Raw genomic sequence first — 22984 nt, 5'->3', positions numbered from 1 at the left:
GCCCCGATTGTCGTCCGCCAACGCCTCGGCGTGAGGACGTCAGGCCGCCTCGCGGCCCTCCTGGACGAGCGGCAGCCCCACCCGGAAGCACGCCCCCCGAGCCGTCGACTCGTCCAGCTCGAGCGAGCCCCCGTGGTTCTCCGCGATGATCTGCCGGCAGATCGCCAGCCCCAGGCCCGAGCCCTTCCCCACGTCCTTCGTGGTGAAGAAGGGCTCGAAGATGCGCGAGCGCAGCTCGGGGGGAATTCCCGGGCCATTGTCCGCCACCACCAGCTCCACGCGGCCCTCGCGCACCGCCGTGCTCACCCACACCTCGCCTCCGTCCCCCAGCACGTCGAGCGCGTTGCGCAGGAGATTGAGCAGCACCTGGCCGAGCTGCCCCGCGTGGAACGCCAGCGGCGGCACCTCCCCACACCGCAGCTCCACCCGGATACCCGGCGGCAACGAGCGCCGCACGAACTCCACCGTGTCCTGCACCGTCCGGTTCAAGTCCCCCACCTCCAGGCGCGGACGGTCTCCCCGCAGGAAGGCGCGCAGATCCTCCTGGATGGAGCGGATGCGGTCGGTGGCGAAGCGCATCGCCTCCAGCGCGTCGGGCGTGTCCTGGAGCACGTAGTCCAACTCCAGCTCACGCCACACCCGCGCCACCGCCTCCACTTCCTCCGGATGCGTCTCCAGCCGCTCGCGCAGACGCCGCAAGCCCTCGGCCTGCTGTTCGAAGTACTCGCGCACCGGCGGCAGGTTGTTGTGGATGGCGGTGAGGGGGTTGTTGATTTCGTGCGACAGCCGCGCCAGCAACTGCCCCATGGCCGAGAGCTTCTCGGCCTGGGCCACCTTCGCGCGCACCCGATCCAGCTCGGAGGTGCGCGCCGCCACCAGGCGCTCCAGCTCGACGTTGCGCCGCCGCAGCGTCAGGTTGCGCCAGCGCACCACGCCCGCCACCACCAGCCCCAGCCCCAGCACGACCAGGCACCGCCCCCACCACGAGGCCCACCACGGAGGAAGCACCCGCAGGGCGAAGCCCGTCACTGGCCCCCACGGCCCCTGGTCATGGCGCGCGCGCATCTCGAAGCGGTAGTCCCCCGGTGGCAACATGCTGTAGTGCACCGGCTGCTCCGTCACGGTGTGCCACTCCTCCATCCCCACCAGGCGCACCTGCCGCTCCAGGCTCTCCTCGTCCACGTCGCCCAGGACCGCGAAGCGCACCTCCAGGTTCGTCTCCCTCGGATGGGTCTCCAGGCCTTCCTCCGGCGGCCGCGACCACGTGCGCGGCCCCAGCTGGGTGCTCAGCAGGACGACACGCGGAGGCGGCACCGGACCGCGGTAGCGCGTCCCATCGAAGCGTCCCAGTCCACTCGCGGACCCCACCCAGACCGTGCCGTCCGCGTCCGCCAGGAAGGAGTTGCCAGTGGCCTCGTTGCCCGGGGCCCCGCCACTCGCGCCGAAGTGCTCCGGCACTCCGTCCGGCCCCACCACGTGCACCCCCGCCCCCGTGCCCACCCAGAGCCGGCCCGCCGCGTCCTCGCCCAACTGGTAGACGACGTTGCTGTGCAGCCCGTGGCCTCGGTTCAGGTGCGAGAAGTCCGTGAGGCGCCCCTCCCGGTAGCTGAAGCAGCTCACCCCCAGGGGCTCCACATAGGACACGCACATGCGGCCATCGCGCCGCACCAGGATGTAGCGCAGCTGATCATCCAACAGACCCTCGGCCACTCCGAAGGTCCTGGAGGACTCCCCCTCGCGCACGACGAGCCCGTTGCCCGGCATCCACAGCCGCCCCGCCGCGTCGAGCGCCAGGTCCATGGCGAGCACCCGCTGGTTCATGCGCAGCACGAACGTGAAGGATGGCACGCCGTCCTCGAACACCCCCCGCGCGAAGCCCGAGGGCGTGGCCACCCAGAGCGAGCCATCGGGCATCCACTGCATCGCGAAGGTGTAGCGGAACAGGTAGCCGGACTCCGGGCCGAACGTCCGCAGCCGTCCGCTCCACGGCTCGTAGCGGTGCAGCCCCGCCGGGTTGCCCGCGGCCCACACCACCCCGTCCCGGTCCACGCTCACGGCCTTGAGCGAGTAGCCCTCCAACCCCGGCACCGGCACCCACCCCGCCGCCGTGCTCCGCACGAGCCCCTTGTCCGTGCCCACCCACAACGTCCCGTCCGCGCCCCGCGCCAGCCCCCACACCATGTTCGAGGGCAGCCCCGTGGTGATGTCGTGCACGCTCCACAAGCCCCGCCCCAGCGAGCGGTGCACCCCCATGCTCGCGGCCCACAGCGTCCCCTGCCGATCCTCCAGCACGTCCCGGATCCGCGCCGACTGGTTGGCCAGCCCCAGCCGCAACAGCGTCGAGCGCTCACCGCGGATCTCCAGCAGGCCACCATAGTGGGGCACCAGGAGCTGCCCCTCGTTGCCCACGCGCAGGCGGGTCCCCGCCCCCGTCAGGCCGCGCAGCAGCGAGGAACGGTTCACCAGGGGCGCGCCCGGCCGCGGCTGCATCGCCAACCACCCCTCGTAGCCCAGCCACAAGCGGCCCTCGCCATCACGCACGAGCGAGCTGATGACGGTCGGCCGGTCCGGCACCTCGTGCACCGACCACTTCCCCTCGGGCTCGCGGCTCACCAGCCCCAGCTCGGACACGACCTGCATCGCACCCGAGCGATCCGCCCACAACTTGAACGCCGAGCCGCCCGGCCAGCCGGGCGCCGGAATGAAGTGCCCCGGCTGATCCTCCCAGTACAAGCCCTTGTCCGTCCCCGCCCACATCCGCTTGCGCGCGTCCACGCGCAGGCTCCACACCCGCTCGGCGACGCCAGGCATCGGCACGTCGACGAAGCGCTCCCCCGCCCAGCGCACCACCCCCCCACGCGTCGCCACCAGCAGGTGGCCTCGCGCATCCAGCGTGATGTCACTCACGCTCGTCGAGGGCAGGCCGGCCTCCCGGCCAAAGCGCTCGAAGCGCCCGCCATCGAAGCGGTACACCGCGTCCGCGGCACACACCCAGATGAAGCCGTCCGCGTCCTGGAGAATCCACGACAGATCGTAATTGTCGACCCCCGCCTCCGTGCCATAGCTGCGAAAGCCAAGGCGTCCCGGAGGCTCGGCGGTCCAAGCGGGTGTGCCCAGGAGGGAGACGAGGCCCACCAGGAGCACGGCGAATCGATTCAACGGCATGACTCCATGGCCCTTGAACGACGAGGCCGCACAACCCTGGAAGTCATCCTACCACGAATGGACACATCACTCCGAGACTGGCGGCCTGGGGGACAGGGCCCCGGCACGCTCCGCGGAAGGCCGCGCGCGCTTGCGCCAGCGCCCATACAGCGTCTTCGCGGGCAGTGCGATCACCAGCGAGGTGGCCAGGACAGCCAGAGCGAGTCCCAGGGCAGCGGGAGCCGTCTGTGAGTGGCCCAGCCGACTGCCCAGGCCGGGGAACGTGGACCAGCCATAGGCGAGCGGCAGGTGCACCACGTACACCCAGAGCGACGCGCGCCCCACGGGCCCGAGCCATCCATCCAGCCGGGCGGGCAACAGCATGGCGCATCCCGCCGCCACGCCCAACAGGCCTACCCGCCAACAGACCAGCGTGACATCTCCCCAGCGGGAGGCCACGATTCCACTCCACAGCGACACCGCGCCCAGCATCCCCGTGCCCCCGCCCAGGAGGATCAACCAATGCGGGACGCGCTTCACCCCCGCGAGCCCCAACCCCGCCACGCAGCCCACGAAGAAGTAGGCCGACCAGGGGAAGAGCGGGAAGTTGGACGTGCGGCCCACCAGGGCCTGCTCCAGCACCAGGGGCCAGTCCCCCGCGGCCACCACCTGGCGCATCCACGGGCTCACCCAGGGAAAGAGCAGGGCCAGCCCCGCCATCACCGCCATGCGCGGCCCGCGTCCGGCCACCACCGACAACACCCCCGAGCCGATCAGCAGCGCGCCCGCCACGCCGTGCAATGCATCGAAGGCGAGGAAGTGCCGCCAGATCTCCACACGACCCGCGAGCAGCCCCTCGAGCGCCCAGCCCGGCCAGCGCAGCACGTAGCCCCACAGCAGCAAGAGCCCCACGCGCGGTAGATAGCGGCGCCACACCGGCAGGCCCCGGACACCCGTGCGCTGCACCGTCGTCGCGAAGGCCCACCCGGCCACGAAGAGGAACAACGGCGCCGTGATTGCCCGGAGCGACCAGTAGGCCAGCATGCCCGTGCTCTGCCGGGCCGTGTCCGACAACACCGCGTCCAGCGTGTGCCCCATCACCATGGCGATGACCGCCACCGCGCGCGCCCGGTCCAGGCCGGTGTTGCGCGGGGTGGGGGCCACAACGGGCGGAGCGACGCTCACGTCCTGGGAAGTGACACCCATCACGAGACGCTAGAGGCTCGGCGGACTCAGACGCGCATCGGCATCACCACGGCCGTGAAGCTGCGGTCCCCCGGCGCGTGCAGCACGCCCGGGCTGTGCTCATCCCCCAGCTCGAACGCCACCTCGTCCGTGTCCGTCACGCCCAGCACGTCGATGAGGTAGCGCGCGTTGAAGCCGATGGTGATGGCCGCCCCCTGGTAGGCGATGTCCAGCGCGTCCTTGGCCTCGCCCAGGTCCGGGTTGTTCGCCGTGATGAGCAGCTGGTTCTCCGTCAGCCCGATACGCACCGCGTAGCTCTTGTCCGCGCTGAGCAGCGCGATGCGCTTGAGGCCCTCAAGCAGGCGCGTCTTGGGCACCAGCACCGCCTTGTCCCCCTCCTTGGGGATGACGCGCTGGTACTCGGGGAACTGCCCGTCGATGAGCCGCATCACCATGGTGAGGCCCGTCTTCTTGAAGAGCGCCGAGTTCTCCGCGAACCCCAGGTGGCACTCGGCGTCGGGCGCCTCGTCGAGCAGGCGCTTGAGCTCCATGAGGCCCTTGCGCGGAATGATGACGCCGCCCTTGAGCTTGAAGTCCCCCGGCAGCTCGCGCTCCACCAGCGACAGGCGGTGCCCGTCCGTGGCCACCATGCGCACCTTGCCGCTCGCCTGCGGCTCGAAATACACGCCGTTGAGGATGTAGCGCGTCTCGTCCGTGGAGATGGCGAACTGCGTCTTCTTGATCATCTCCAGGAGCGTGTTGCCCGTCACCTGCACCAGCGGCGCGCTCTCCTCGCGCGGCAGCTTCGGGTACTCCTCGGGCGCGGTGCCCACCAGCTTGAAGTGCGCCGGACCGCTGGTGATGTCCACGTAGTTGTTCGCCAGCTTCTTGAGCGTCACGTGCGCGTCCGGCAGGTTCTGCACGATGTCGAACACGTACTTGGCGCTCAGCGTCACCGCGCCCGGCTTGATGACCTCGGCGGCGTGCTCGGAGACGATGCCGATCTCCAGGTCGAACGCCGTGACCGTCACCCCCGTCTTGGTCGCGGTGAGCAGCACGTTGGCCAGGATGGGCATCGTCGTCTTGCGCTCCACGATGCCCTGGGCGCGATAGAGGGCCTTCTTCAGCTCGTCGGCGGCGATGCGGAATTCCATCTCGGGGGACCTTGAAGAACCAGTGGTGCGGGATAAGAGGTGGCGGCCCGGGAGGCCGCCTCGGTTCGGATGTAGCCCGGCCCTCTCGGGTCGTCAACGAACGTGACGTCCGGAGTCATGCCGACTTGTCCGGCATCCGATCAAAGCGTCTAGCGCCGGGGACTCCCGCCTGCCCGGCATGTAGGACAGGACGGGCGCCCGGAAGGCACCACCCCCCGCGTCACCTCTCTCTTCAGGTTGGAACTTTGGGTTGGAATCCGCCCGGTGGGACGGCGAGACTGCCTGTCCCCTCATGACCACCCAAGAGTCCAACCAAGAGACCGTCGTCTACATCGTGAAGGACAGTGGCGTGCGCTGCATCACCACCCCCTGCCCCGTCTACCTCGCCCTCCGGGCGGACCGGCCCGACGAGGCCGGGCTCAAGGTCACCGACCTCGACCTGTCCGCGCTGAACCTGGGCGACGAGCAGCGCTCCTCGCTCCTCAAATCCACCCACAAGCCGGGCCCCGGCCTCAAGGTGGAAGCCACCGTGCGCACCGTCCCCCACGCGGGCCCCGGGGGCACCGCCACCATCCTGCGCGTCAGCCGGGTCCTCTGAGACCGAAATGGAGGTGGCATCCGTTCAGGGAGAGGATGAGACTGCGCCTCTTCCTCTCGCGAGACCTCCTGCCATGACCTCACGCTCGTCGTTGCTCGCCCTTCCCCTCGCGCTCGGCCTGCTCGCCGGGTGCACCAGCAACACCCGCCCCCCCGTCGAGGCCCGACCCGCCGAGTCCGGTGGCACGCCCGCCGGCGCCGAGGCCCCTCCTCCTCCTCCCCCCGCGCCCACCGACACCGCGCCGAGCGAGGACATCTCGGGTGGCACCACGGCCGCCAGCGACAGCAAGCCCGTCATCTACATCGTGAAGGACAGTGGCGTGCGCTGCATGGCCGCTCCCTGCCCTTCCCTGGTCGCCCGGCCGGCGGATGACCCCAAGGCGGAGGGCCTGCGCATCACCGACCTCGACCTGTCCGCGCTCGGCCTCACCGACGAGCAGCAGGGACGCCTCATGGAGAAGGTCCACCAGGGGGCGGGCCTCAAGGTCGAGGCCTCGGTGGGCAACGTGCCCCACGCGGGTCCCGCCGGCACGGCCACCGTCCTGCGTGTCAATCGGGTGGTCGAGGGCAAGTAGCCTCGAGAAGACCCTGGGCACCCCGGCACCCACCCGGGCCATCGCCTTCTGAACACCCCGATCGGCTCCTGGAACGGGAGCCGCGAATTCACCCTCCAAATCCCTTCGCGGTCCGGGAAGTCGTGATCACATAGAATCCACGGAATCCAACTTCGGAATGGAGAGTCCGACGCCGGGTTGTGGGTGACGAACGGCATTCACGGAGGTGTGGGTCATGATGGCGCTGCGACTCGGTCTGCTGGCCGTGGTGGGCCTCCTCATCGGGGCACCCGTGGGCATGGCGTGGCGGAACGAACCGCCGTGCCCTCCTGACGCGCGGGAGTGCGCGCCCCCCGAGCCCCTCGACGAGCCCTCCGCCCCCCGCGCGGCCCGTGCCGAACAGCACCCCTGTGACTGGGTGGAGACATGTCAGTTTCCCTGCGGGGAGGGGAGCGTCTGTTGTCAGGCCGATTGGAATTGCCCCGCCGACGCCACGCTTCCCCGCTGCTGAGTGGAAGCCGTCCCACGGCATGAAGCGGGGGGCGAGTCCTACGCGGACCCGTGCGCGATCACCGGCAGGACGCGGGGGCCGCGCACGGTGAAGGAGTGGTTCCACTCCAGGGGACCCGCGGGCGTGAAGCGCTCGAAGCGAGACAACAGCACCTCCAGGCCGATACGGGCCTCCAGCCTCGCGAGCGGCGCGCCCAGGCAGAAGTGGATGCCGTGACCGAAGGGCAGGTTGTTCACCCCCTCGCGATCCATGTCGAAGCGGTCCCCATCCGGAAAGCGCGCGTCATCGTGGTTGGCCGAGCCGATGAGCAGCATCACCTTCGCGCCCGCCGGAATGCGCACGCCGCTCAGCTCCGCCTCGGCGGTGGTGAGGCGACCGAAGGCCTGCACGGGCGGCTCGTAGCGAAGCACCTCCTCGATGAAGCGCGGAAGCAACGAGCGGTCCGCCCTCAAGCGCGCGAGCACGTCCGGACGCTCCATGAGGACACGCACGCAGTGGCCGAGCAGGTGGATGGTGGTCTCCAGACCCGCCACCAACAGCAGGAACATGAAGCTCATCAGCTCCGCGTCGCTCAAGGACTGGCCGTCCACCCGCGCCTGGAGCAGCTCCGAGACCAGGTCCTCGCGAGGCTCCGAGCGGCGCAGGGCCAGCACCCTGGCCATCTCCGCCTCGGTCTCGCGCACCGCCGCGCGAATCTCCTCCCGGCGCTTCTCGTCCTGGGGGTTGGCGCTGATGCTGGTGAGGTCGTCCGCCCAGCGCTTGCAGTGCGAGTGCAGGGAGGGCTCCAGCCCGATGAGCTCGCCGATGACGCTGGCGGGCAGCGGGAGGGTGAAGGCATCCACGAAGTCCACCTCCCGTCCCTCGGGGATGCGCGCGACGATGGCCTCGGCGTAGTGGCGCACGCGCCCCTCCAGCCGGGCGAGCGCCGGGGGCCCGAAAGCCCGGTTGACCAGGTTGCGCAGCCGGGTGTGCCGCGGCGGATCCTGTCCGATCATCGAGTCCGCGAAGGGGTTGTGCCCCAGCCATTCTGGCTTGGTGGCCATGCGCACCCCCGTGCTGGAGAAGAGCTGGGGATTCTTGAAGGCCGCCACCACGTCATCGTGGCGGGTGATGACCCAGTAGCCACCGGGGTCCACCTGGCACACCGGCGCGTGGCGCCGCAGCTCGGCGTAGACGGCATAGGGATTGGCCCGGACCTCGGGCGCCAGCAGGTTGATGCGTCCACTCATCAGACAGTCCTCCGAATGGAAGGCGCGTGGGTGTTACCGGCCTCTCCCCACTCCCCCCCGTTGGAACTGTCCCCGATTCGGGCCCGCGGGGCCAGACGGTCACTGCGCACGCACGGGAAGTGGCTGCTTCCGTGCATCCTCACGCTGGGCCTCGGAGATGAGTCCCGCGGACTGGAGGCGCGAGAGGACGAAGTCCCTTCTCCGGAGCGCGGCCTCGGGGTGAACCAGGGGCGAATAGCGGCTCGGCGATTGGGGCAGGCCCGCGAGGAGCGCGGCTTCGTGGAGCGCGAGCCGCTCGGGCTCCACCCCGAAGTAACTTCGCGCGGCGGCCTCGAGACCGATGAGGCCCCGTCCGAACGGGGCGCGCTGCGCGTAGGCCGTCAGCAGTTCCTCGGCCGACCAGTGGCGCGAAATCCAGACGGTGAGCGCGAGCGCCTGGAAGGTCCGGTGCAGAGGCCGCTCGCCCTCACGCAAGGGCCGGGACGCCAACCACTCGCGCGCCGTCCACGAGGCGAGGAACTCTCCGGCGGGGCGTCGTGCCCATCGGACGCCGGGGACATAGCCCGCGAACCACCAGGGCCAGAGGGGCTCGAGTCGCGGGGGCCCGCCCTCCTCGGCGAGCCAGAGCACCTGGTAGACGAGACCCGTCCGGGGTGGAGGTGGCCGAGGCAGCTTGCCCACACGGGCGAGTCCGTAGCGATACACGGCCTCCATGCTCCCGAGCAACAGCACGGGAGGAAGGAGCAGGACGGCGAGGGCCCACCGGACGAGACGACCGTGGCTGCGGGGAGCGAGGCCGGTGGCGGGCTCGGGAGCCGGGCGCATCAGCACAGGAGCCACCAGGAGAACGCCAGGACGTTTGACGCTCTCCCATTCCAGCACGCCTGACTTCCGAGGTAAGCTCTCCGGACTCACCTCTGAAGGAGAGGCAGGCATGAGCAACACTTCCCCACGGGAAGGCAGCAGGTTGGGACCGTACCTCCTTGATAGGCGCCATCCGGACTCGGACCCGGCCCTGGGCCATATCTACGAGGCACACCATGTCGAGACGGGAGCCCCCGCGCTCGTGCTGGTACCCAACGCCTCGACCCGCGCGCCCCGCACCGCATGGACCGTGCGCTCGCGGAGCGAGGTCTCTCCGCCCTACTTCGCGGTGGAGGTGGAAAGCTCGCCTGGAGCGAGTACCCGGGCGCTCCATGAACTGACGTTGCTGTACATCGGGCTGTCGGGCGCGATGGCCAGCGTCGAGGACCGCGAGGACACGGCCGCCTTCCTCTCCCGCGCGCCCCGCTCCACGCCTCGGCCGTCGCCGCGCCGACGCGCGCTCACGGTGGGCCTCGTCACCCTCGGAGGACTGGCCCTCGGCATGGGGATGATGCTGCTCTGGCTGCGGACTTCCGCGCCGATGGAGGCGACGCTGGGGGAGCAAGAGGGGATCACCGTGTCCGGTGAAGCCGTGAACTGGGCCACCCTGACCGCGTCCACCGGCTCCACCACCATCGGCTATCCCCTGCCACCCGCGCCGCTCAAGGGCCAGCACAAGCCGCCGTGCACCGAGGAAACCGAGGTGGAGATCAACGGGGGCTGTTGGGTCACACTCGAACGACGTGCCCCCTGCGGGCGGGGTTACGCCGAGTACCAGGGCAAATGCTACATGCCCGTGAAGGACCCACCGCCTGAGCCCCGCTCCATCCAGCCTTGAGGCACCTCGCCATGGCCCGTGCAGTTGTCTCGCAAACCCATTCTTCGTGGATGGTCCGAAGGGTCCACTCGCGCGGTTCGCAGACTGCTTTCATGTAACCGTCGGCAGTTCTATCACCCCATGTCTACAGCGCCGGGTCGGAACGGAACCGGACCGCTTGGCCACTGTCAACCCTGCTCGTCCTCACGAGTCCAGGCCCCAGCCGATACCGCGAATTGGGACTGAGCTTGATGCATTGCTCCCTCAAGAGTCTGGTGCCACGTGTCGCCCATCATGTTTCCAGCAGCATCGTAGCTGAACAGGAAGAAGGCCCCCTCCTCTTCTGAAATCTCGAGCGCCACTGTCTGCAAGTCTCGACTGAGCGAGGAATCTTCCGGAGCAGAGGTCTTGGGTGGGAGTTGTTTCTCTCTGCCTGGAATCCGAGCAACGAGCTTCATGGGCTCACCGGAATGTGGTCATTATCGAGTGCATCACCCGTGATGGGATCAATCGACTCTAGCAGGCTGCTGAAGGGTTCTGCCCCCAGATGGGACAGGCTCGGTACACCAAGAGCGACCTGCACACATCCGTGCTCTTAGTGTGACAGAAGCGCTCTCCGGCGACTCATGTCTCGTCAGAAGTCGTGCGGGTCACTCCATTCAAAGTCATCTGGCTTGAATCGCTCACCGGAGCCAAGCATCGCGCCTACCTGGACGACGGCATCCTGACGCGCTTCTACATCCGTGCTTCCGTAACCACCAGTCCAATCCGGAGTACCAGCACTGGTCTTTACGCAAACATTAGGGATGGCGAAGAAACTACCTTGACCTCGTTCGAGGACCTTGACGCGGTACTTGCCCCCCGGAACACGGAGATCTTGAACCTCATAAATGTTCACGACTCGCGCGATGTTCACGGCACCATGCAATGCTATCTCTCTCCAATTCATGCCTGCTCCTAGCGTCCGAACGAGATAATCCTGCCATCGGGCGCGATGTCGATGTAGAGCCCACTCTTTCGGTAGCGAATGACGCCCGGCGTGGCGCCATCGACCGGGTAGCTTTGTGTACGCTTGAGGTTCGAGGAAGGCGGGCCGTCACGGACCGCGACGGTCCCGAGGCCGTACCCCTCACGGCACCAGCACGAGCTTGCCCACGGTGGCACCGGACTCCAGCGCCCGGTGCGCATCGGCGACGCGGTCGAACGCGAAGCGGGTGACGGGAGGCGGCGTGATGCGGCCCTCGTCCAACCAGGTGAGCAGCCGGTCCATGGACTCCGCGAGCACGTCCCGCCGCTCGAAGAGATAGGACAGGTTGAAGGCCAGCACGCTCGCGTTGTCGCCCGTGAGCTGCAAGGGATTGAAGCGGGGCGTGCGCAGGAAGTCCGCCGCGAGCTTCACCCAGTTCGGCCGGCCCCCCTGGCGCGGCAACATGGAATGGAAGCCATAGAGGACGAGCTTGCCGGGTTGGGCGAGGTGCCGATAGCTCTCGCGCAGCGTGGAGACGCCATTCGCATCGAGCACCACGTCATAGCCGTGGGGAGCCGCCCGCTCGGCAGCGCGCCACAAGTCCTCGCGGCTCTTGTCGATGACGACGTCGGCGCCCAGCGCTCGCGCGGTCTCCACCTTGTGCGAGGCCCCCACCACGCCCACGGTGCGGCAGCCCGCGATGCGCCCCAATTGCAGCAGGGCACCGCCCACCCCACCTGCGGCCGAGTGCACGAGCAACGTATTGCCCGGGCGGGGATGGGCCAGCTCGAAGAGAGCGAAGTACGCGGTGAGGAAGACGGTGGGAAACCCGGAGGCCTGCGCCATGTCCAGGCGCGCGGGCAGGGAGAACACCTGGTGCCGGGGCACGGTGACGTGGGTGGAGTAGCCTCCGAAGCGCGTGACGCCGAACACCCGATCTCCCGGCTTCAAGTCCGTGACGGAGGCGCCCACCGCGTGCACCGTCCCGGCGAACTCGAAGCCCGGGGTGATGGGCCAGCCCACGTACTTCCTGGCGGACGCGTACAGCCCCATGCGGACGACACAGTCGGCGTAGTTGACGCCGATGGCCTCCGAGGCGACGACCACCTCTTCAGCAGCGGGGGTGGGCTCGGGCCGCGTCTCGAACGTGAGCCGATCGTAACCACCGGCCCGGGGGATGACCACCTGGCGCATGGAACCAGGACCTCGCGTCAGCGCGAAGTGTCTTCGTCATCGAATGGAAGCACCACGGCGGCCTCGGCCTCCGGTAGTGGCTCCGGCGAGACAGTCGCCTCGGCGCCCTCGTCCTCGAACGGAAGCATCACGGCTGGGGACTCCGGCGCAGGGGCGACGTCGGCCTCGACCACGTCCTCGTGCGGGACGGGCCCCTCCTCCACCTCGACGACGAAGTCCGCCTCCCGAGCGGACACCTCATAGGAGCCCTCTTCTTCCGCGGCGGCCTCCCTCTCCTCCTCGGATGCCCACTCCTCGGACCCCTCATCCGCGAGTTCAGCGTCCGCCTCCGCATCGGACCCGGGGACGAGCTGGGCGATGTCATCGAGGCTCGCGAGGAAGCCTCCCGCGTGAGGATCCTCGGCCGGTGCCTGTTCCAGGTTCTCGACGTCCTCGAGACTCGCGAGGAACGAATCCGCCTCGGGATCGACGTACTCCTCCTCCTCGGAGGCGTCGGACTCGCCGTCCTCGTCCTGGAGCATCGCGAGTTCCTCGGCCATCCAGTCCACCTCTCCCTCCTCCTCCGCCTCCTCTGGGAGCGCCTCCTCGTCCAGCATGGGAACGCTCTCCCGAGCGGCCGCTTCGGCCTCCTCGGCCGCGGCGAGTTCCGCCGCGATCCGCTCCGCCTCGGCCCGCTCGAGCTCGGCCCGCTGCGCCGCGGCGCGCTCCTCGCGGGACACGCGCTCATACACATTGGCCCGTGCCAGGTGCGCGAGGGAGACCCCGGGCTTGTTCGCCTTCTCCCGGGCCTGGAGCTCCAGGAGATCCCTCTCGTAGGCCTCGCGCGCCCCTCCCGTCAGATCCACCAGTTCCTCGGAGCGGGCCTCATACCCGTCCCGGAGCACCAACTGAGCGCGCAGGGACTCGGTCTGCTTCGCCTTCTGCTCCCGCTCGGCCTGGAGGGCCTCCATCTCGGAGTGGTGCAGTTGGTTGAGGGCGTCCAGCGCCTCTTCCTCGGTCTTGAGCTCGGTGTCCTCGGCCCCGATGTGCTTCTCCACCCGCTCGATGCGCCGCTGGGACTGGATGAGGCTCGCGGTGTTGACGAAGGGGTTGGGACCGATCCTTCGGATGGACATGGCCGGGGCTCGCTGGACACACGGGGGAGGAGGCTGCGGACGCGGATTGTCGCAGAAAGCGGCGGGCTCCGGAACGAGGCATGCCCTTCCCCGCTCGCCTGGTCGAATGGCGCGTGCAATGCGGGGGTTTCTGACGCACAACCCGGGAGCGCCGGACGGGCGCGCAGGAGGAACGAGCGGCAGATGCACGAGAACATCGCGGGAGGCACGGGCAAGGTGGCGTCGTGGTTGGAGCTGTCGGCGGGAGCGCTCGCCGCGAACGTGGCCACGCTGCGCGCGGTGGCCGCGGAGACGGGAGGGCCTCGAGCCCTGGGCGCGGTGCTCAAGGGCAATGCCTATGGCCACGGCCTCGCGCAGATGCTGCCACTCGTCCACCCGCTGGTGGACCTGCTCTACTTCATCACCGCGGCGGACGCGCTGGCGGCGCGGGCCCACGAGCGCGGCCAGGGCCTCGCGCCCAAGCAGATCCTGGTCATCGGCGCGCTGGACGCCGAGGAGGCCGTGGCCCTCGCGCGAGAGGGCGTGGACGCGGTGCTGGCCGACAGCTCCTGGCGGGACATGGTGGCCCCGCTGCGCCAGGCGAAGCTCGAGCGCCCGCTCCGGGTGCACGTGCACGTGGACACGGGGTTGGGCCGCGAGGGCTTCACGCCAGGGCAGCTCACCTCGGGCGAGCTGGACTTCCTGCGCGACGCGGGGGACGTGCTCCAGGTGGTGGGGGTGCTGAGCCACTTCGCCAACACGGAGGACGTGACGGAGCAGATGTACGCCCAGGCCCAGTTGGACGCGTTCGAGAGTGGGCTGAAGGCGCTGCGCACGGCCGTCCCGGTGCACGAGCCCCTGCAGCGGCACATGGCGGCGAGCGCGGCGACGCTGGTGCTGCCCCAGGCGCGCTATGACGCGCAGCGCGTGGGCATCTCCCTGTATGGGTTCTGGCCCTCCACGGAGACGAGGCTGTCGGCGCGGCTGGTGCTGGGACGGGTGCCGGACTTGAAGCCGGTGCTCGCCTGGCGCAGTCCGAGCCAGGTGGTGAAGTGGCTGCCGGCGGGCAGCTACATCGGCTACGGATGCACGCACCGCTGCTCCGAGGCCACGCGCGTGGCGGTGCTGCCGGTGGGCTATTTCGATGGCTACCCGCGGCTGCTCTCGGGCAAGGCGCACGTGCTGGTGAACGGGCACCGGTGCGCGGTGCTCGGCCGGGTGATGATGAACCACATCATCGTGGACGTGACACGAGCCACCCACTCCGAGCGGCCGCTGACGGCGACGTTGCTCGGAGTGGACGGCGACGAGCACCTGCACGCGGAGACGCTCGCCTCCTGGGCGCAGACGATTCACTACGAGTTGGTGACGCGGCTCGGCGCGCACCTGCGGCGCGTCGTCGTGCCCTGAAGCCCCGCGCCATCACGCGTCGCGTCACGTCCGGGGAACGACCTCCGAGGAGGGCCTTCGTTTGACCCGTGCAAAAGTTCTGGGCTATCAAATCTGACAGTTGAATCAGTCGTCACCTCGACGAGGAAGCGGGCGGTGCTTTCGGGGGGGACGAGATAGCCCAGAGGAGCGGCGCAGATGAGTGACCAGGCCCGGGCCGTGGAGGCCCGTAGCATCCAGACGAAGCGGCTGAGCATGCACACGCGCATGGCGGGCGAGGGCTTCCCCGTCCTGTTCGTGCATGGCAATTGCTCGTCCTCGGCCTTCTTCCAGGGCCTGCTCACGCGCCTGCCACGGGGGCTGCGCGGCATCGCGATGGACCTGCGCGGCTACGGCGACACCGAGCCCAAGCCCATCGATGCCACGCGCGGCATGCGCGACTCGAGCGACGACGTGGCGTCGCTGATGGACGCGCTCGGGCTGACGCGGGCGCTCTTCGTGGCGCACTCGGCGGGGGCGGGCGTGGTGATGCAGCTGGCCATCGACCATCCGGAGCGCGTGGCGGGCCTGGTGCTGGAGGCGCCCATCTCGCCCTTCGGCTTCGGGGGCACGCGCGACGTGGACGGCACGCCCTGCTGGGATGACTTCGCGGGCTCGGGGGGCGGCACGGCCAACCCGGACTTCACACAGCGACTGAAGAACAAGGACCGCTCGGCCGAGGGCAACACGGCGCCGCGCGCGGTGCTGAAGGGCAGCTACGTGAAGCCTCCGTTCAAGATGGAGGACGAGGAGGCGATGCTCGACTCGGTGCTCTCCACGCGCGTGTCGGACGTGCACTACCCGGGCACGTTCTCCCAGAGCGCGCACTGGCCCGGCGTGGCCCCGGGCGACACGGGCATCAACAACTCGTTCTCGCCCAAGTACTTCAACCTCTCCGCCTTCGCGGGCATCTCCCCCAAGCCGGACGTGCTGTGGATCCGCGGCACGGACGACGTCATCGTCTCGGACACATCGCTGTTCGACTTCGGCTACCTCGGCAAGCTGGGCTTCATTCCCGGCTGGCCCGGCGAGGCGCAGTACCCGCCGCAGCCCATGGTGAGCCAGACGCGCCGGCTGCTCGAGCGCTACGCGGCCCAGGGCGGACGCTTCCACGAGGAGGTGTTCGCGGAGACCGGCCACAGCCCGCACGTGGAGAAGCCGCGCGAGTTCGAGCGCCTCGTCTTCCCCTTCCTCCAGGAGCACGCCCGCTGACGAGCCCCTGAAGCCCCCCTACCCCGGTCCTTGCCCCCCAGCCGTAACCCCAAGGAGTGTTGGATGACCCCGACGTGGAAGCTGTCGCTCCCGACCCTGGCGTTGCTGTACGCCCCCCTGGCCACCGCCGCGCCGCCCGCGGACCTGGCCCCCTACTTCGACACCAACGCGGCCCCGGCCAACACCTACCGGGTGGTGGGCACGCTCACGCCGCCGAGCTGGTCCTGGGGGCAGATCGAGCTGCTCGAGGGCCAGCAGCTCTTCCGCGGGGAGTACTACAACCGCCGGACGGAGAAGCTGCGCTCGCAGGACACCTTCCAGTCGTCCGACTATCCGCTGCGCACGTACTACGGCTCGCTCAACCAGCAGCTCGTGGACGCCTTCAACCTGTACTACCAGAACAGCTGTGCCACGGCGGCGGGGAGCACCTGCCCGGTGCCGGGGCCCACGCGGCCCGAGGCGCGCTTCGCGCTGTTGCACAAGGGCCGCAAGACGGCGGCGCGCACGTGCAACGTGAACCTGACGCCCACGCTGCTGGTGCACGGCGCCATCCAGGACGCCAACGTGTGGCTCTTCCCCAACGGCAACGATGGGACGGGGAGCGCCTATGGGGGCGCGGCGCAGGTGACGGGCTTCGTGCAGGACCTGGAGGCCAAGAACCGCTGCGTGTACGCGCTCACCTTCGGCAACTTCCACGGAGACAACTTCAACCAGGCCATCCACGTGTCCAACGCCGTCAAGCGCATCAAGGCGCTGCACGCGGGGGTGGCGCGGGTGGACGTGGTGGCGTGGAGCAAGGGCGTGCTGTCGGTGGACGCGTGGCTGACCAACGCGCCCACGTGGACGGGCTTCAGCACCACGCGCTTCTTCGAGCGGCTCGCGGCGGAGCAGGCCAAGGCGGTGCCGGCGTATGACGATTCGGTGCGCAGCTACGTGGCGCTGTCGGGGCCGCACAAGGGCATCGACCTGAACTTCCGCCACCCCATCCACACGCTCACCATCGCGAGCACCTCGTACAACGCGCCGGTGGGCCGCGGCCCCATGCCGTGGACGTACTTCTCCGCCTTCCAGTGCGTCACCTGGGGCACGGACGTGCCCTGGTACAACAACCCCTACGCGGAGAGCGTGTGCGAGGGCGCGGGCGGCACCTGGCTGGATTACTTCCGCCGCATCTACGTGTCCAACCTCACGGGCCTGGACTCCACGGGCAAGCCCGTGTCGAGCAGCACGCTCCAGGCGCTGAACGTGAACCAGGGCCTGTCCTCGAGCGCGTTCAGCTTCGACGAGTACAACCTGAGCCTGTTCGGCAGCGTGAACGACAGCGGCAAGTACGTGAGCGCCTACGTGGGCCAGCTGCAGACGGCGGATGACCTGCGCGGCACCTACCCGATCCCGGACCGCTCCTCCTCCACGTGGTCGAGCGTGGACCCGGACGAGTCGCGCTACTTCTCGTGGGTCTCCCAGAAGCTCGTCTACAACCCGTACAACATCTACGTCGCGGCGGGCTACCTGGACAGCACCCATCCCCAGTGCAAGACGACGGCGTATGACCCGGCAGGCAGCCCCTGCTTCGCGTACCACGCGTACAACACGAACCAGAACCGCGAGGGGTACGACTCGCTGAACTACGGCAAGTACCGCATCATCAACGGCCTGGGCATGGCGGCGGCCAAGGAGATGGGAGGCAAGTTCATCACCCGGCTGTCCGAGCGCGGCCTGGACTCGCGTCTGCCCTCGCTCTACGTGCTGTATGGCAACTCGTACGGGGCGAGCACCGACGCGCGCTACGAGACGGATGGCATGACGTGCACCACCTGCTCGGTGCGGGGTGATGGCGTGCTGTTCGAGGCGAGCATCGCCGCGGTGGATCAGCTCACCCAGGGCTGGACCACGACCAAGAAGAGCGCCTCGGCGAAGCAGGAGGGCATGGCCTACGGCCACCTGGAGATGGGCGTGACCCCGGCGGTGTGGAACAAGATGTCCGCGCACTTCGGCTCGCTCGACTGACGCGGAGCACGGGCAAGCGCGACGGCCCCGGTTGCCCTCTCGGGTGACCGGGGCTTTTTCATGGGGCCTCGCCGACGGTGCTCAGCGGTCCCGTGCCGCGAGGGCCCGCTCGCGCAGCTCGCGCTTGAGGATCTTCCCCGCCGCCGACATGGGCAGGGACGCCACGCACTCCACCTGCTTGGGCACCTTGTAGCGGGCCACCCGTCCGCGCAGGTATTCCAGCAGCTCCTCGGCAGTGGCGTGCGCGCCCGGCTCGAGCACCACGAAGGCCCACCCCACCTCGCCCCATCTCTCGTCGGGCAGGCCGACCACCGCGCACGATCGCACCGCGGGGTGCTCGTGGAGCACCGTCTCCAGCTCGAGCGGGTACACGTTCTCCCCGCCGGAGATGAACATGTCCTTCTTGCGTCCGGCGATGAAGTAGAAGCCGTCCGCGTCGCGGCGCGCGAGGTCCCCCGTGTGGAACCAGCCGTCCGCGTCGATCGCCTCGGCCGTGGCGCGTGCGTCCTCGAAGTAGCCCGAGCACATGGCGGGCGACTTGAGGAGCAGCTCGCCCGTGGCGCCCTCGGGCACGTCCCGGCCCGCGTCGTCCACCAGCCGCGCGTCGACGAAGTAGTTGGGCCGGCCGATGGAGCCCGCCTTGGACACGGCGAACTCGGGGCCCATGCTGAAGATGCCGGGGCCGAACTCCGTCATTCCGAAGCCCTGTTTGAAGGGCACCCGGTGCACGTCCTGCCACGCCTGGAGCAGCGGCACCGGCAGGGGCGCGCCGCCGCTCGTCATGAAGCGCACGTGGGACAGGTCCGCCGAGCGGAAGCGCGGCGCGTCGTGCATCTGCTGGTATTGCGTGGGCACGGCGAAGAAGAAGGTCACCTTCTCCTGCTCCACCAGCCGCAGCATCTCGTCCGCGTCCCAGCGGCGCAGGAGCACCACGGTGCCACCACAGGTGAGCAGGGGCAGCGTGTACACGAGCAGGCCGCCCGTGTGGAACATGGGCGTGTGCGTCACGGTGATGTCGCCGGGGCGCAGCTCGTGGAGGAGCGTGTTGAGCGTATTCCACGCCACCATGCGGTGGCTGATGCGCGCGCCCTTGGAGCGACCCGTGGTGCCCCCGGTGAAGAGCAGACAGAGGATGTCCTCCTCGCTCACCGCCTCGTTCGTCACCTTCGTGGCCGGGACATGCGCGAGCGCCCCGGCATACGCGTGGCTGTCTTCCACGCCCGGCCCATCCAGATGGACGAGCGTCAGGGAGCCACCGACCCGCCGCCTCACCTCCACGAGGGTCGGAGCGAACTCGCCGCTGAAGAAGAGCACGCGCGGCCCGGTGTCGCGCACCAGCTCCGCCAGCTCCTGGGTGTGCAGGCGCCAGTTGAAGGGCACGAAGATGGCGCCCAGCTTGCCGCAGGCGAAGAAGGCATCGAGGAACTCCACGCCATTGAGGGCCACCACCCCCACTCGGTCCCCTCGGGACACGCCGGCCACGTCGCGCAGCCAGCCCGCGAGCGCCTCGGCGCGCGCGTTCATCTCCCGATAGGTGAAGCGGCCGGCGTCTCCCCGGGCCACGTCCACCACCGCCGTGTGCTCGGGCCAGTACATGGCCCCCCGGCCCATCCAGTCACCGATGAACATGGCGCGCGCGTTCCTCCAGGAGCGAGGGGGCTCAGGCCGTCCAGCGGTAGAGCGCCGAGGCCATGGCGAGACCGCCCCCACTGGCGCACAGGGCCACGAGGTCGCCCTTCTTCACCTTGCCCTGCTCCACCGCGTCATCCAGCGTCATCGGGATGCAGGCCGAGCCGGTGTAGCCCCACTTGTCCATCGTCCAGTGCGTCTTGGACATGGGCTGCCCGAGCACCTGCATGGTGGCCTCGATGGCGCGCAGGTTGAGCTGGGTGAAGACGAACACATCCACGTCGTCGAGCGTCAGCCGGGCACGCCCGAGCAGTTGCTGGAGGAGGACGGGCCAGCGCTCGGTGTTGAAGGTGGCGGGGAACTTGCGCAGGAACTGCACCGCGGGCCGGCCCTGGGTGAGCGCCAGCGTCTCCGAGGTGGCGGGCCGGTACGTGCCGCCGGTGTAGATGCCCAGGGCGTCATGGTACTCGCCCGCCGCGAGCAGCCTGGCACCGAGGAAGCCCGGCGTGTCGCCCGCGCCGAGCACCACCGCGCCCGCGCCGTCCGCGAAGAGCGTGCAGGTCCGCTTGTCCTTCCAGTTGACGAACCGGCTCATCCCGTACGCGCCCACCACGAGCACGCGCTGGTAGCTGTCGTCCGCGGCGATCGTCTTGCTCGCCACGTCGAGCGCCGTCACCCAGCCCGCGCACGCGCTGTTGAGATCGTAGGTGCCCGCGTTGCGCGCGCCCAGCTTCGCCTGCACCACCGAGGCCGTGGCCGGGCTGAGGTAGTCCGGCGTGTCGGTGGCGATGACGAGGAGATCCACCTGCTCCGGCGTCACGCCCGCGCGCCGCATCGCCTGCTCGGCCGCATGCACGCACAGGTCGGACGTCACCTCGTGGTCCGCCATCACATGGCGCTGCTCGATGCCCACGTTCTGCCGCAGCCACTCGTCCACGGGCTCACCGAGCACGCGCTCCACGTCGGCGTTGGTGAGCACCCGCTCGGGCACGTAACGGCCCGTGGAGAGGATGTGGGCGTATCTCATGACGTCTTGCTCCGGGAGGCACGGGGCTTGCGCGCCCGCTTCTTCTCGGGAGCGGGCACCCCGGCCGCGCGCGCGTCCAGGCCGTGGCGCAGCAGCGCCATCGCGGTATCCAACACGTGCTCCAGGCCCGCGTCCCCTTCCCAGAGCACCCAGCGCATGCCCAGGAAGTCCCCCATGCCCATGAGGCAGTAGGCGAGCACCTCCGGATCCATCCGCCGCACCTCGCCCGCGTCCATGGCGCGCTTGAGCCCGGACACGTAGCCGCGGGCGAAGCGCTCGTAGTAGCGCCGGTAGCACGCCTCATCCACGAACTCCGCCTGGCGCACGATGCGGTACAGGTGGCGCTCGCGGCTGGCGAACTGGAAGAACGCGCGCAGACCCTCGCGCTCCACCGCGAGCCGATCCTCGCAGCGCGCCACCGACTCGGCGAGCAGCCGGCGCAGTCGCGCGCCCAGCTCGTCCACCACCTCCACGAAGATGGACTGCTTGTCGGGGAAGTAGACGTAGAACGTCCCCAGCGCCACCTGCGCCTCGCGGGTGATGTCCGCGATGGAGGCGTGCTCGTAGCCCTTGTCGCCGAACAGTGTCTCCGCCGCCCGCAGCAGCTTCTCTCGGGTACGCTGCCCACGAGGGGTCAGGGGCACGACGCGGGGAAGGGCCGGAGTTGAAGACCGATTCATCCTTCACCTTGCGTAACATCCCCCTCACGATATTGTCAAAAACCCCCAATCCACACTCATGCGCTGGCGCCCGGCGGAAGCGAACACGAGGCGCCGGCCTGGAGCGCCAGACACATGCAACTCAAGGACTTGAAGGTCATCGTCACCGGAGGAGCCCAGGGGATGGGCGCTCACTTCGCCGCACGGCTGCTCGAGGCGGGCGCGCAGGTGGCGGTGGGTGACGTGAACGAGGAGAAGCTCGCCGCGCTGCCCTCCGCCATCCACCGCCGCCGCCTGGACGTGGCCAACGAGGAGGACTGCGCCTCCTTCGTGAAGTGGGCCCACGAGCGCATGGGCGGCCTCAATGGCCTCATCAACAACGCCGGCATCCTGCGCGATGGCCTGCTGGTGAAGAAGGACCGCGCCACCGGCGAGGTGAAGACGCTGTCCACCGCGGACTGGAACGCCGTCGTCGGCGTGAACCTCACGGGCGCCACCCTCATGGTGCGCGAGGTGGTGGCCCACATGGCGCGCACGGACCAGCGCCCCGGCGTCATCGTCAACATGAGCTCCATCGCCCGGCACGGCAATCGCGGGCAGACCAACTACGTGTCCGCCAAGGCGGCGCTCGCGGCCAACACCGTCACCTGGTCGCGCGAGTTCGCCCCCTTCGGCATCCGCGTGGGCGCCGTGGCCCCGGGGATGATCGAAACGCCGATGACCCAGGGCATGAACCAGAAGGCCCGTGACGCGCTGGTGGCCCACATCCCCGTGGGCCGCATCGGCGAGCCCGAGGACATCTGGCTCGCGGTGAAGTTCGTCCTCGAGTGCGACTACTTCAACGGCCGCACCATCGACGTGGATGGCGGCCTGAACATGTAGGCTCGCCCCCCGGTCCGACTTTCCGGACTGTCAGACCCTTCTGGCCCACTCGTTCGTTGAAGAGAGCAGTGGGCCCTCGGGGCCCGGGGCCTCGAGGGGCCCCTCAGCGAGCGAGCGGGAGAGCCCCGGCTCGCCTCTCCCCAGGGAGAGGGAGCAGGCGGTTGTTCCACGGCGCGAGAGTGCGGACAAAAGGGGTCCAAGTTGGGACGTCCGCGCACAATCGCAAGCTGAACGGGCGTTCAGGGGGTTGCCGCATGGCCGTCAAGTGAGTAAATCATTTCCAGTCGAGAATAGATGGGAGGCTCGGAAGTTCGGGTCTGGTAGGAGAAACGGGGATTCACGCCGCACACCCGTTTCGCGGTACGCAGCACACCGGCGGGGGGGCCGGAGGACAGGACAGACCGGGGAACGAGGGAACCCAGATTCCCGCTCGGATGTCCAAATAAGAAGAAGCGCTCAGCTCAGGTATACATCTCGCAGCTCGCGGTGCGACCAGCTTCGAACAGGGACGAGCCCTGGAGCTGCTCCAGCACACGCTGCGTACACAAGAGCGTCACCATGGGCGTGGAGCCCGGATCGCTCATCCATCGCACGCCACCCAACAACTGGTTGGCCTGGAGGAAACTCAAGACCGAATCCCGGAACTGCTTGCCCTGCTCGCAGGCCGTGCGATGCACGACGGACCGGTCCCGCTGAATGGAGGGCTGCCAGGCAGCCTCCATCTCCTCGCGGGCCATGACCAATACTTCCATCCACCCGCCCTCTGAGCCCTCGTTGCGAGAGCCCGGCAAGGGAGTGACCGAATGGATCTTCGGAAATCGGCCGGAGGC

Annotated in this window: 20 protein-coding genes; 7 read left to right on the top strand and 13 right to left on the bottom strand. The window is 69.2% G+C overall.

Translation table 11 applies throughout. The features are described 5' to 3' along the window. Positions 1-39: 39 nt before the first annotated feature. From CYFUS_RS01620 to dnaN, 3 genes are all read right to left on the bottom strand, one after another. Positions 40-3165 carry a sensor histidine kinase gene (locus CYFUS_RS01620; RefSeq protein WP_095983612.1) on the bottom strand — a complete coding sequence of 1042 codons (3126 nt, stop codon included), beginning with the start codon at positions 3163-3165 and terminating at the stop codon, positions 40-42. Positions 3166-3231: 66 nt separating this feature from the next. Further along, entirely contained in the window at positions 3232-4350 is a 1119-nt protein-coding gene (locus tag CYFUS_RS01615; RefSeq protein ID WP_095983611.1) for an acyltransferase family protein, read from the bottom strand. Between the two features lie 26 nt (positions 4351-4376). Continuing rightward, on the bottom strand, positions 4377-5483 hold the full coding sequence (gene dnaN / locus CYFUS_RS01610; protein ID WP_095983610.1) for a DNA polymerase III subunit beta: 1107 nt from the start codon (positions 5481-5483) through the stop codon (positions 4377-4379). Positions 5484-5775: 292 nt separating this feature from the next. On the opposite strand from dnaN, the gene CYFUS_RS01605 reads away from it, so the two are divergent. Both CYFUS_RS01605 and CYFUS_RS01600 read left to right on the top strand, forming a co-directional pair. After that, the gene (locus CYFUS_RS01605; RefSeq protein ID WP_095983609.1) at positions 5776-6081 is read left to right on the top strand and encodes a DUF6748 domain-containing protein; all 306 of its coding nucleotides are present in this window, start codon (positions 5776-5778) and stop codon (positions 6079-6081) included. Between the two features lie 73 nt (positions 6082-6154). After that, the gene (locus tag CYFUS_RS01600; protein WP_095983608.1) at positions 6155-6655 is read left to right on the top strand and encodes a DUF6748 domain-containing protein; all 501 of its coding nucleotides are present in this window, start codon (positions 6155-6157) and stop codon (positions 6653-6655) included. A 528-nt stretch (positions 6656-7183) separates the two neighbouring features. On the opposite strand, the gene CYFUS_RS01595 is transcribed toward CYFUS_RS01600, so the two are convergent. Both CYFUS_RS01595 and CYFUS_RS50240 read right to left on the bottom strand, forming a co-directional pair. Further along, positions 7184-8374, bottom strand: a complete 1191-nt coding sequence (locus CYFUS_RS01595) for a cytochrome P450 (protein WP_095983607.1) — start codon at positions 8372-8374, stop codon at positions 7184-7186. Positions 8375-8473: 99 nt separating this feature from the next. Next, on the bottom strand, positions 8474-8848 hold the full coding sequence (locus CYFUS_RS50240; RefSeq protein WP_157758172.1) for a transglycosylase domain-containing protein: 375 nt from the start codon (positions 8846-8848) through the stop codon (positions 8474-8476). A 460-nt stretch (positions 8849-9308) separates the two neighbouring features. Here CYFUS_RS50240 and CYFUS_RS01585 point away from each other — a divergent pair, with 460 nt between their 5' ends. Continuing rightward, positions 9309-10076 carry a protein kinase gene (locus CYFUS_RS01585; protein WP_095983605.1) on the top strand — a complete coding sequence of 256 codons (768 nt, stop codon included), beginning with the start codon at positions 9309-9311 and terminating at the stop codon, positions 10074-10076. 167 nt (positions 10077-10243) lie between these two features. On the opposite strand, the gene CYFUS_RS01580 is transcribed toward CYFUS_RS01585, so the two are convergent. The 4 genes from CYFUS_RS01580 to CYFUS_RS01565 form a co-directional block, all read right to left on the bottom strand. Further along, positions 10244-10513, bottom strand: a complete 270-nt coding sequence (locus CYFUS_RS01580; protein WP_157758171.1) for a hypothetical protein — start codon at positions 10511-10513, stop codon at positions 10244-10246. A gap of 176 nt (positions 10514-10689) precedes the next feature. After that, complete coding sequence (locus CYFUS_RS50235; RefSeq protein WP_157758170.1) at positions 10690-11004, bottom strand: hypothetical protein; 315 nt, start codon at positions 11002-11004, stop codon at positions 10690-10692. A gap of 180 nt (positions 11005-11184) precedes the next feature. Then, positions 11185-12216 (bottom strand): synaptic vesicle VAT-1 family membrane protein, encoded by a 1032-nt coding sequence (locus CYFUS_RS01570; protein WP_095983602.1) that lies wholly within the window; start codon positions 12214-12216, stop codon positions 11185-11187. 17 nt (positions 12217-12233) lie between these two features. After that, a complete protein-coding gene (locus tag CYFUS_RS01565) occupies positions 12234-13331 on the bottom strand; it encodes a hypothetical protein (RefSeq protein WP_095983601.1) in 1098 nt (365 codons plus the stop codon). Between the two features lie 183 nt (positions 13332-13514). Here CYFUS_RS01565 and alr point away from each other — a divergent pair, with 183 nt between their 5' ends. From alr to CYFUS_RS01550, 3 genes are all read left to right on the top strand, one after another. Further along, positions 13515-14720, top strand: coding sequence for an alanine racemase (gene alr, locus CYFUS_RS01560; RefSeq protein ID WP_095983600.1), 1206 nt, complete (start codon positions 13515-13517; stop codon positions 14718-14720). 177 nt (positions 14721-14897) lie between these two features. Beyond that, positions 14898-15950 carry an alpha/beta hydrolase gene (locus CYFUS_RS01555; RefSeq protein WP_095983599.1) on the top strand — a complete coding sequence of 351 codons (1053 nt, stop codon included), beginning with the start codon at positions 14898-14900 and terminating at the stop codon, positions 15948-15950. A 63-nt stretch (positions 15951-16013) separates the two neighbouring features. After that, positions 16014-17957 (top strand): esterase/lipase family protein, encoded by a 1944-nt coding sequence (locus tag CYFUS_RS01550; protein WP_095983598.1) that lies wholly within the window; start codon positions 16014-16016, stop codon positions 17955-17957. Positions 17958-18038: 81 nt separating this feature from the next. Here the strand turns inward: CYFUS_RS01550 and CYFUS_RS01545 are convergent, their stop codons facing one another. From CYFUS_RS01545 to CYFUS_RS01535, 3 genes are read right to left on the bottom strand one after another with little or no spacing between them, the layout of a single operon-like run. Beyond that, positions 18039-19586, bottom strand: a complete 1548-nt coding sequence (locus CYFUS_RS01545; RefSeq protein WP_095983597.1) for a class I adenylate-forming enzyme family protein — start codon at positions 19584-19586, stop codon at positions 18039-18041. Between the two features lie 31 nt (positions 19587-19617). Continuing rightward, positions 19618-20613, bottom strand: coding sequence for a 3-oxoacyl-ACP synthase III family protein (locus CYFUS_RS01540; protein WP_095983596.1), 996 nt, complete (start codon positions 20611-20613; stop codon positions 19618-19620). Continuing rightward, positions 20610-21293 (bottom strand): TetR/AcrR family transcriptional regulator, encoded by a 684-nt coding sequence (locus CYFUS_RS01535; protein WP_095983595.1) that lies wholly within the window; start codon positions 21291-21293, stop codon positions 20610-20612. The genes CYFUS_RS01540 and CYFUS_RS01535 overlap by 4 nt, the downstream gene beginning before the upstream one ends. 114 nt (positions 21294-21407) lie before the next feature. Here CYFUS_RS01535 and CYFUS_RS01530 point away from each other — a divergent pair, with 114 nt between their 5' ends. Beyond that, complete coding sequence (locus tag CYFUS_RS01530) at positions 21408-22154, top strand: SDR family oxidoreductase (RefSeq protein ID WP_095983594.1); 747 nt, start codon at positions 21408-21410, stop codon at positions 22152-22154. A 461-nt stretch (positions 22155-22615) separates the two neighbouring features. On the opposite strand, the gene CYFUS_RS01525 is transcribed toward CYFUS_RS01530, so the two are convergent. Continuing rightward, complete coding sequence (locus CYFUS_RS01525; RefSeq protein ID WP_232537299.1) at positions 22616-22906, bottom strand: hypothetical protein; 291 nt, start codon at positions 22904-22906, stop codon at positions 22616-22618. Between the last annotated feature and the right edge of the window lie 78 nt (positions 22907-22984).

The organism is Cystobacter fuscus (genome assembly GCF_002305875.1).
GTDB classification, from domain to species: domain Bacteria; phylum Myxococcota; class Myxococcia; order Myxococcales; family Myxococcaceae; genus Cystobacter; species Cystobacter fuscus_A.
The sequence above is the reverse complement of the archived record's forward strand: the minus strand, read 5'-3'. Positions and strand labels throughout refer to the sequence as shown.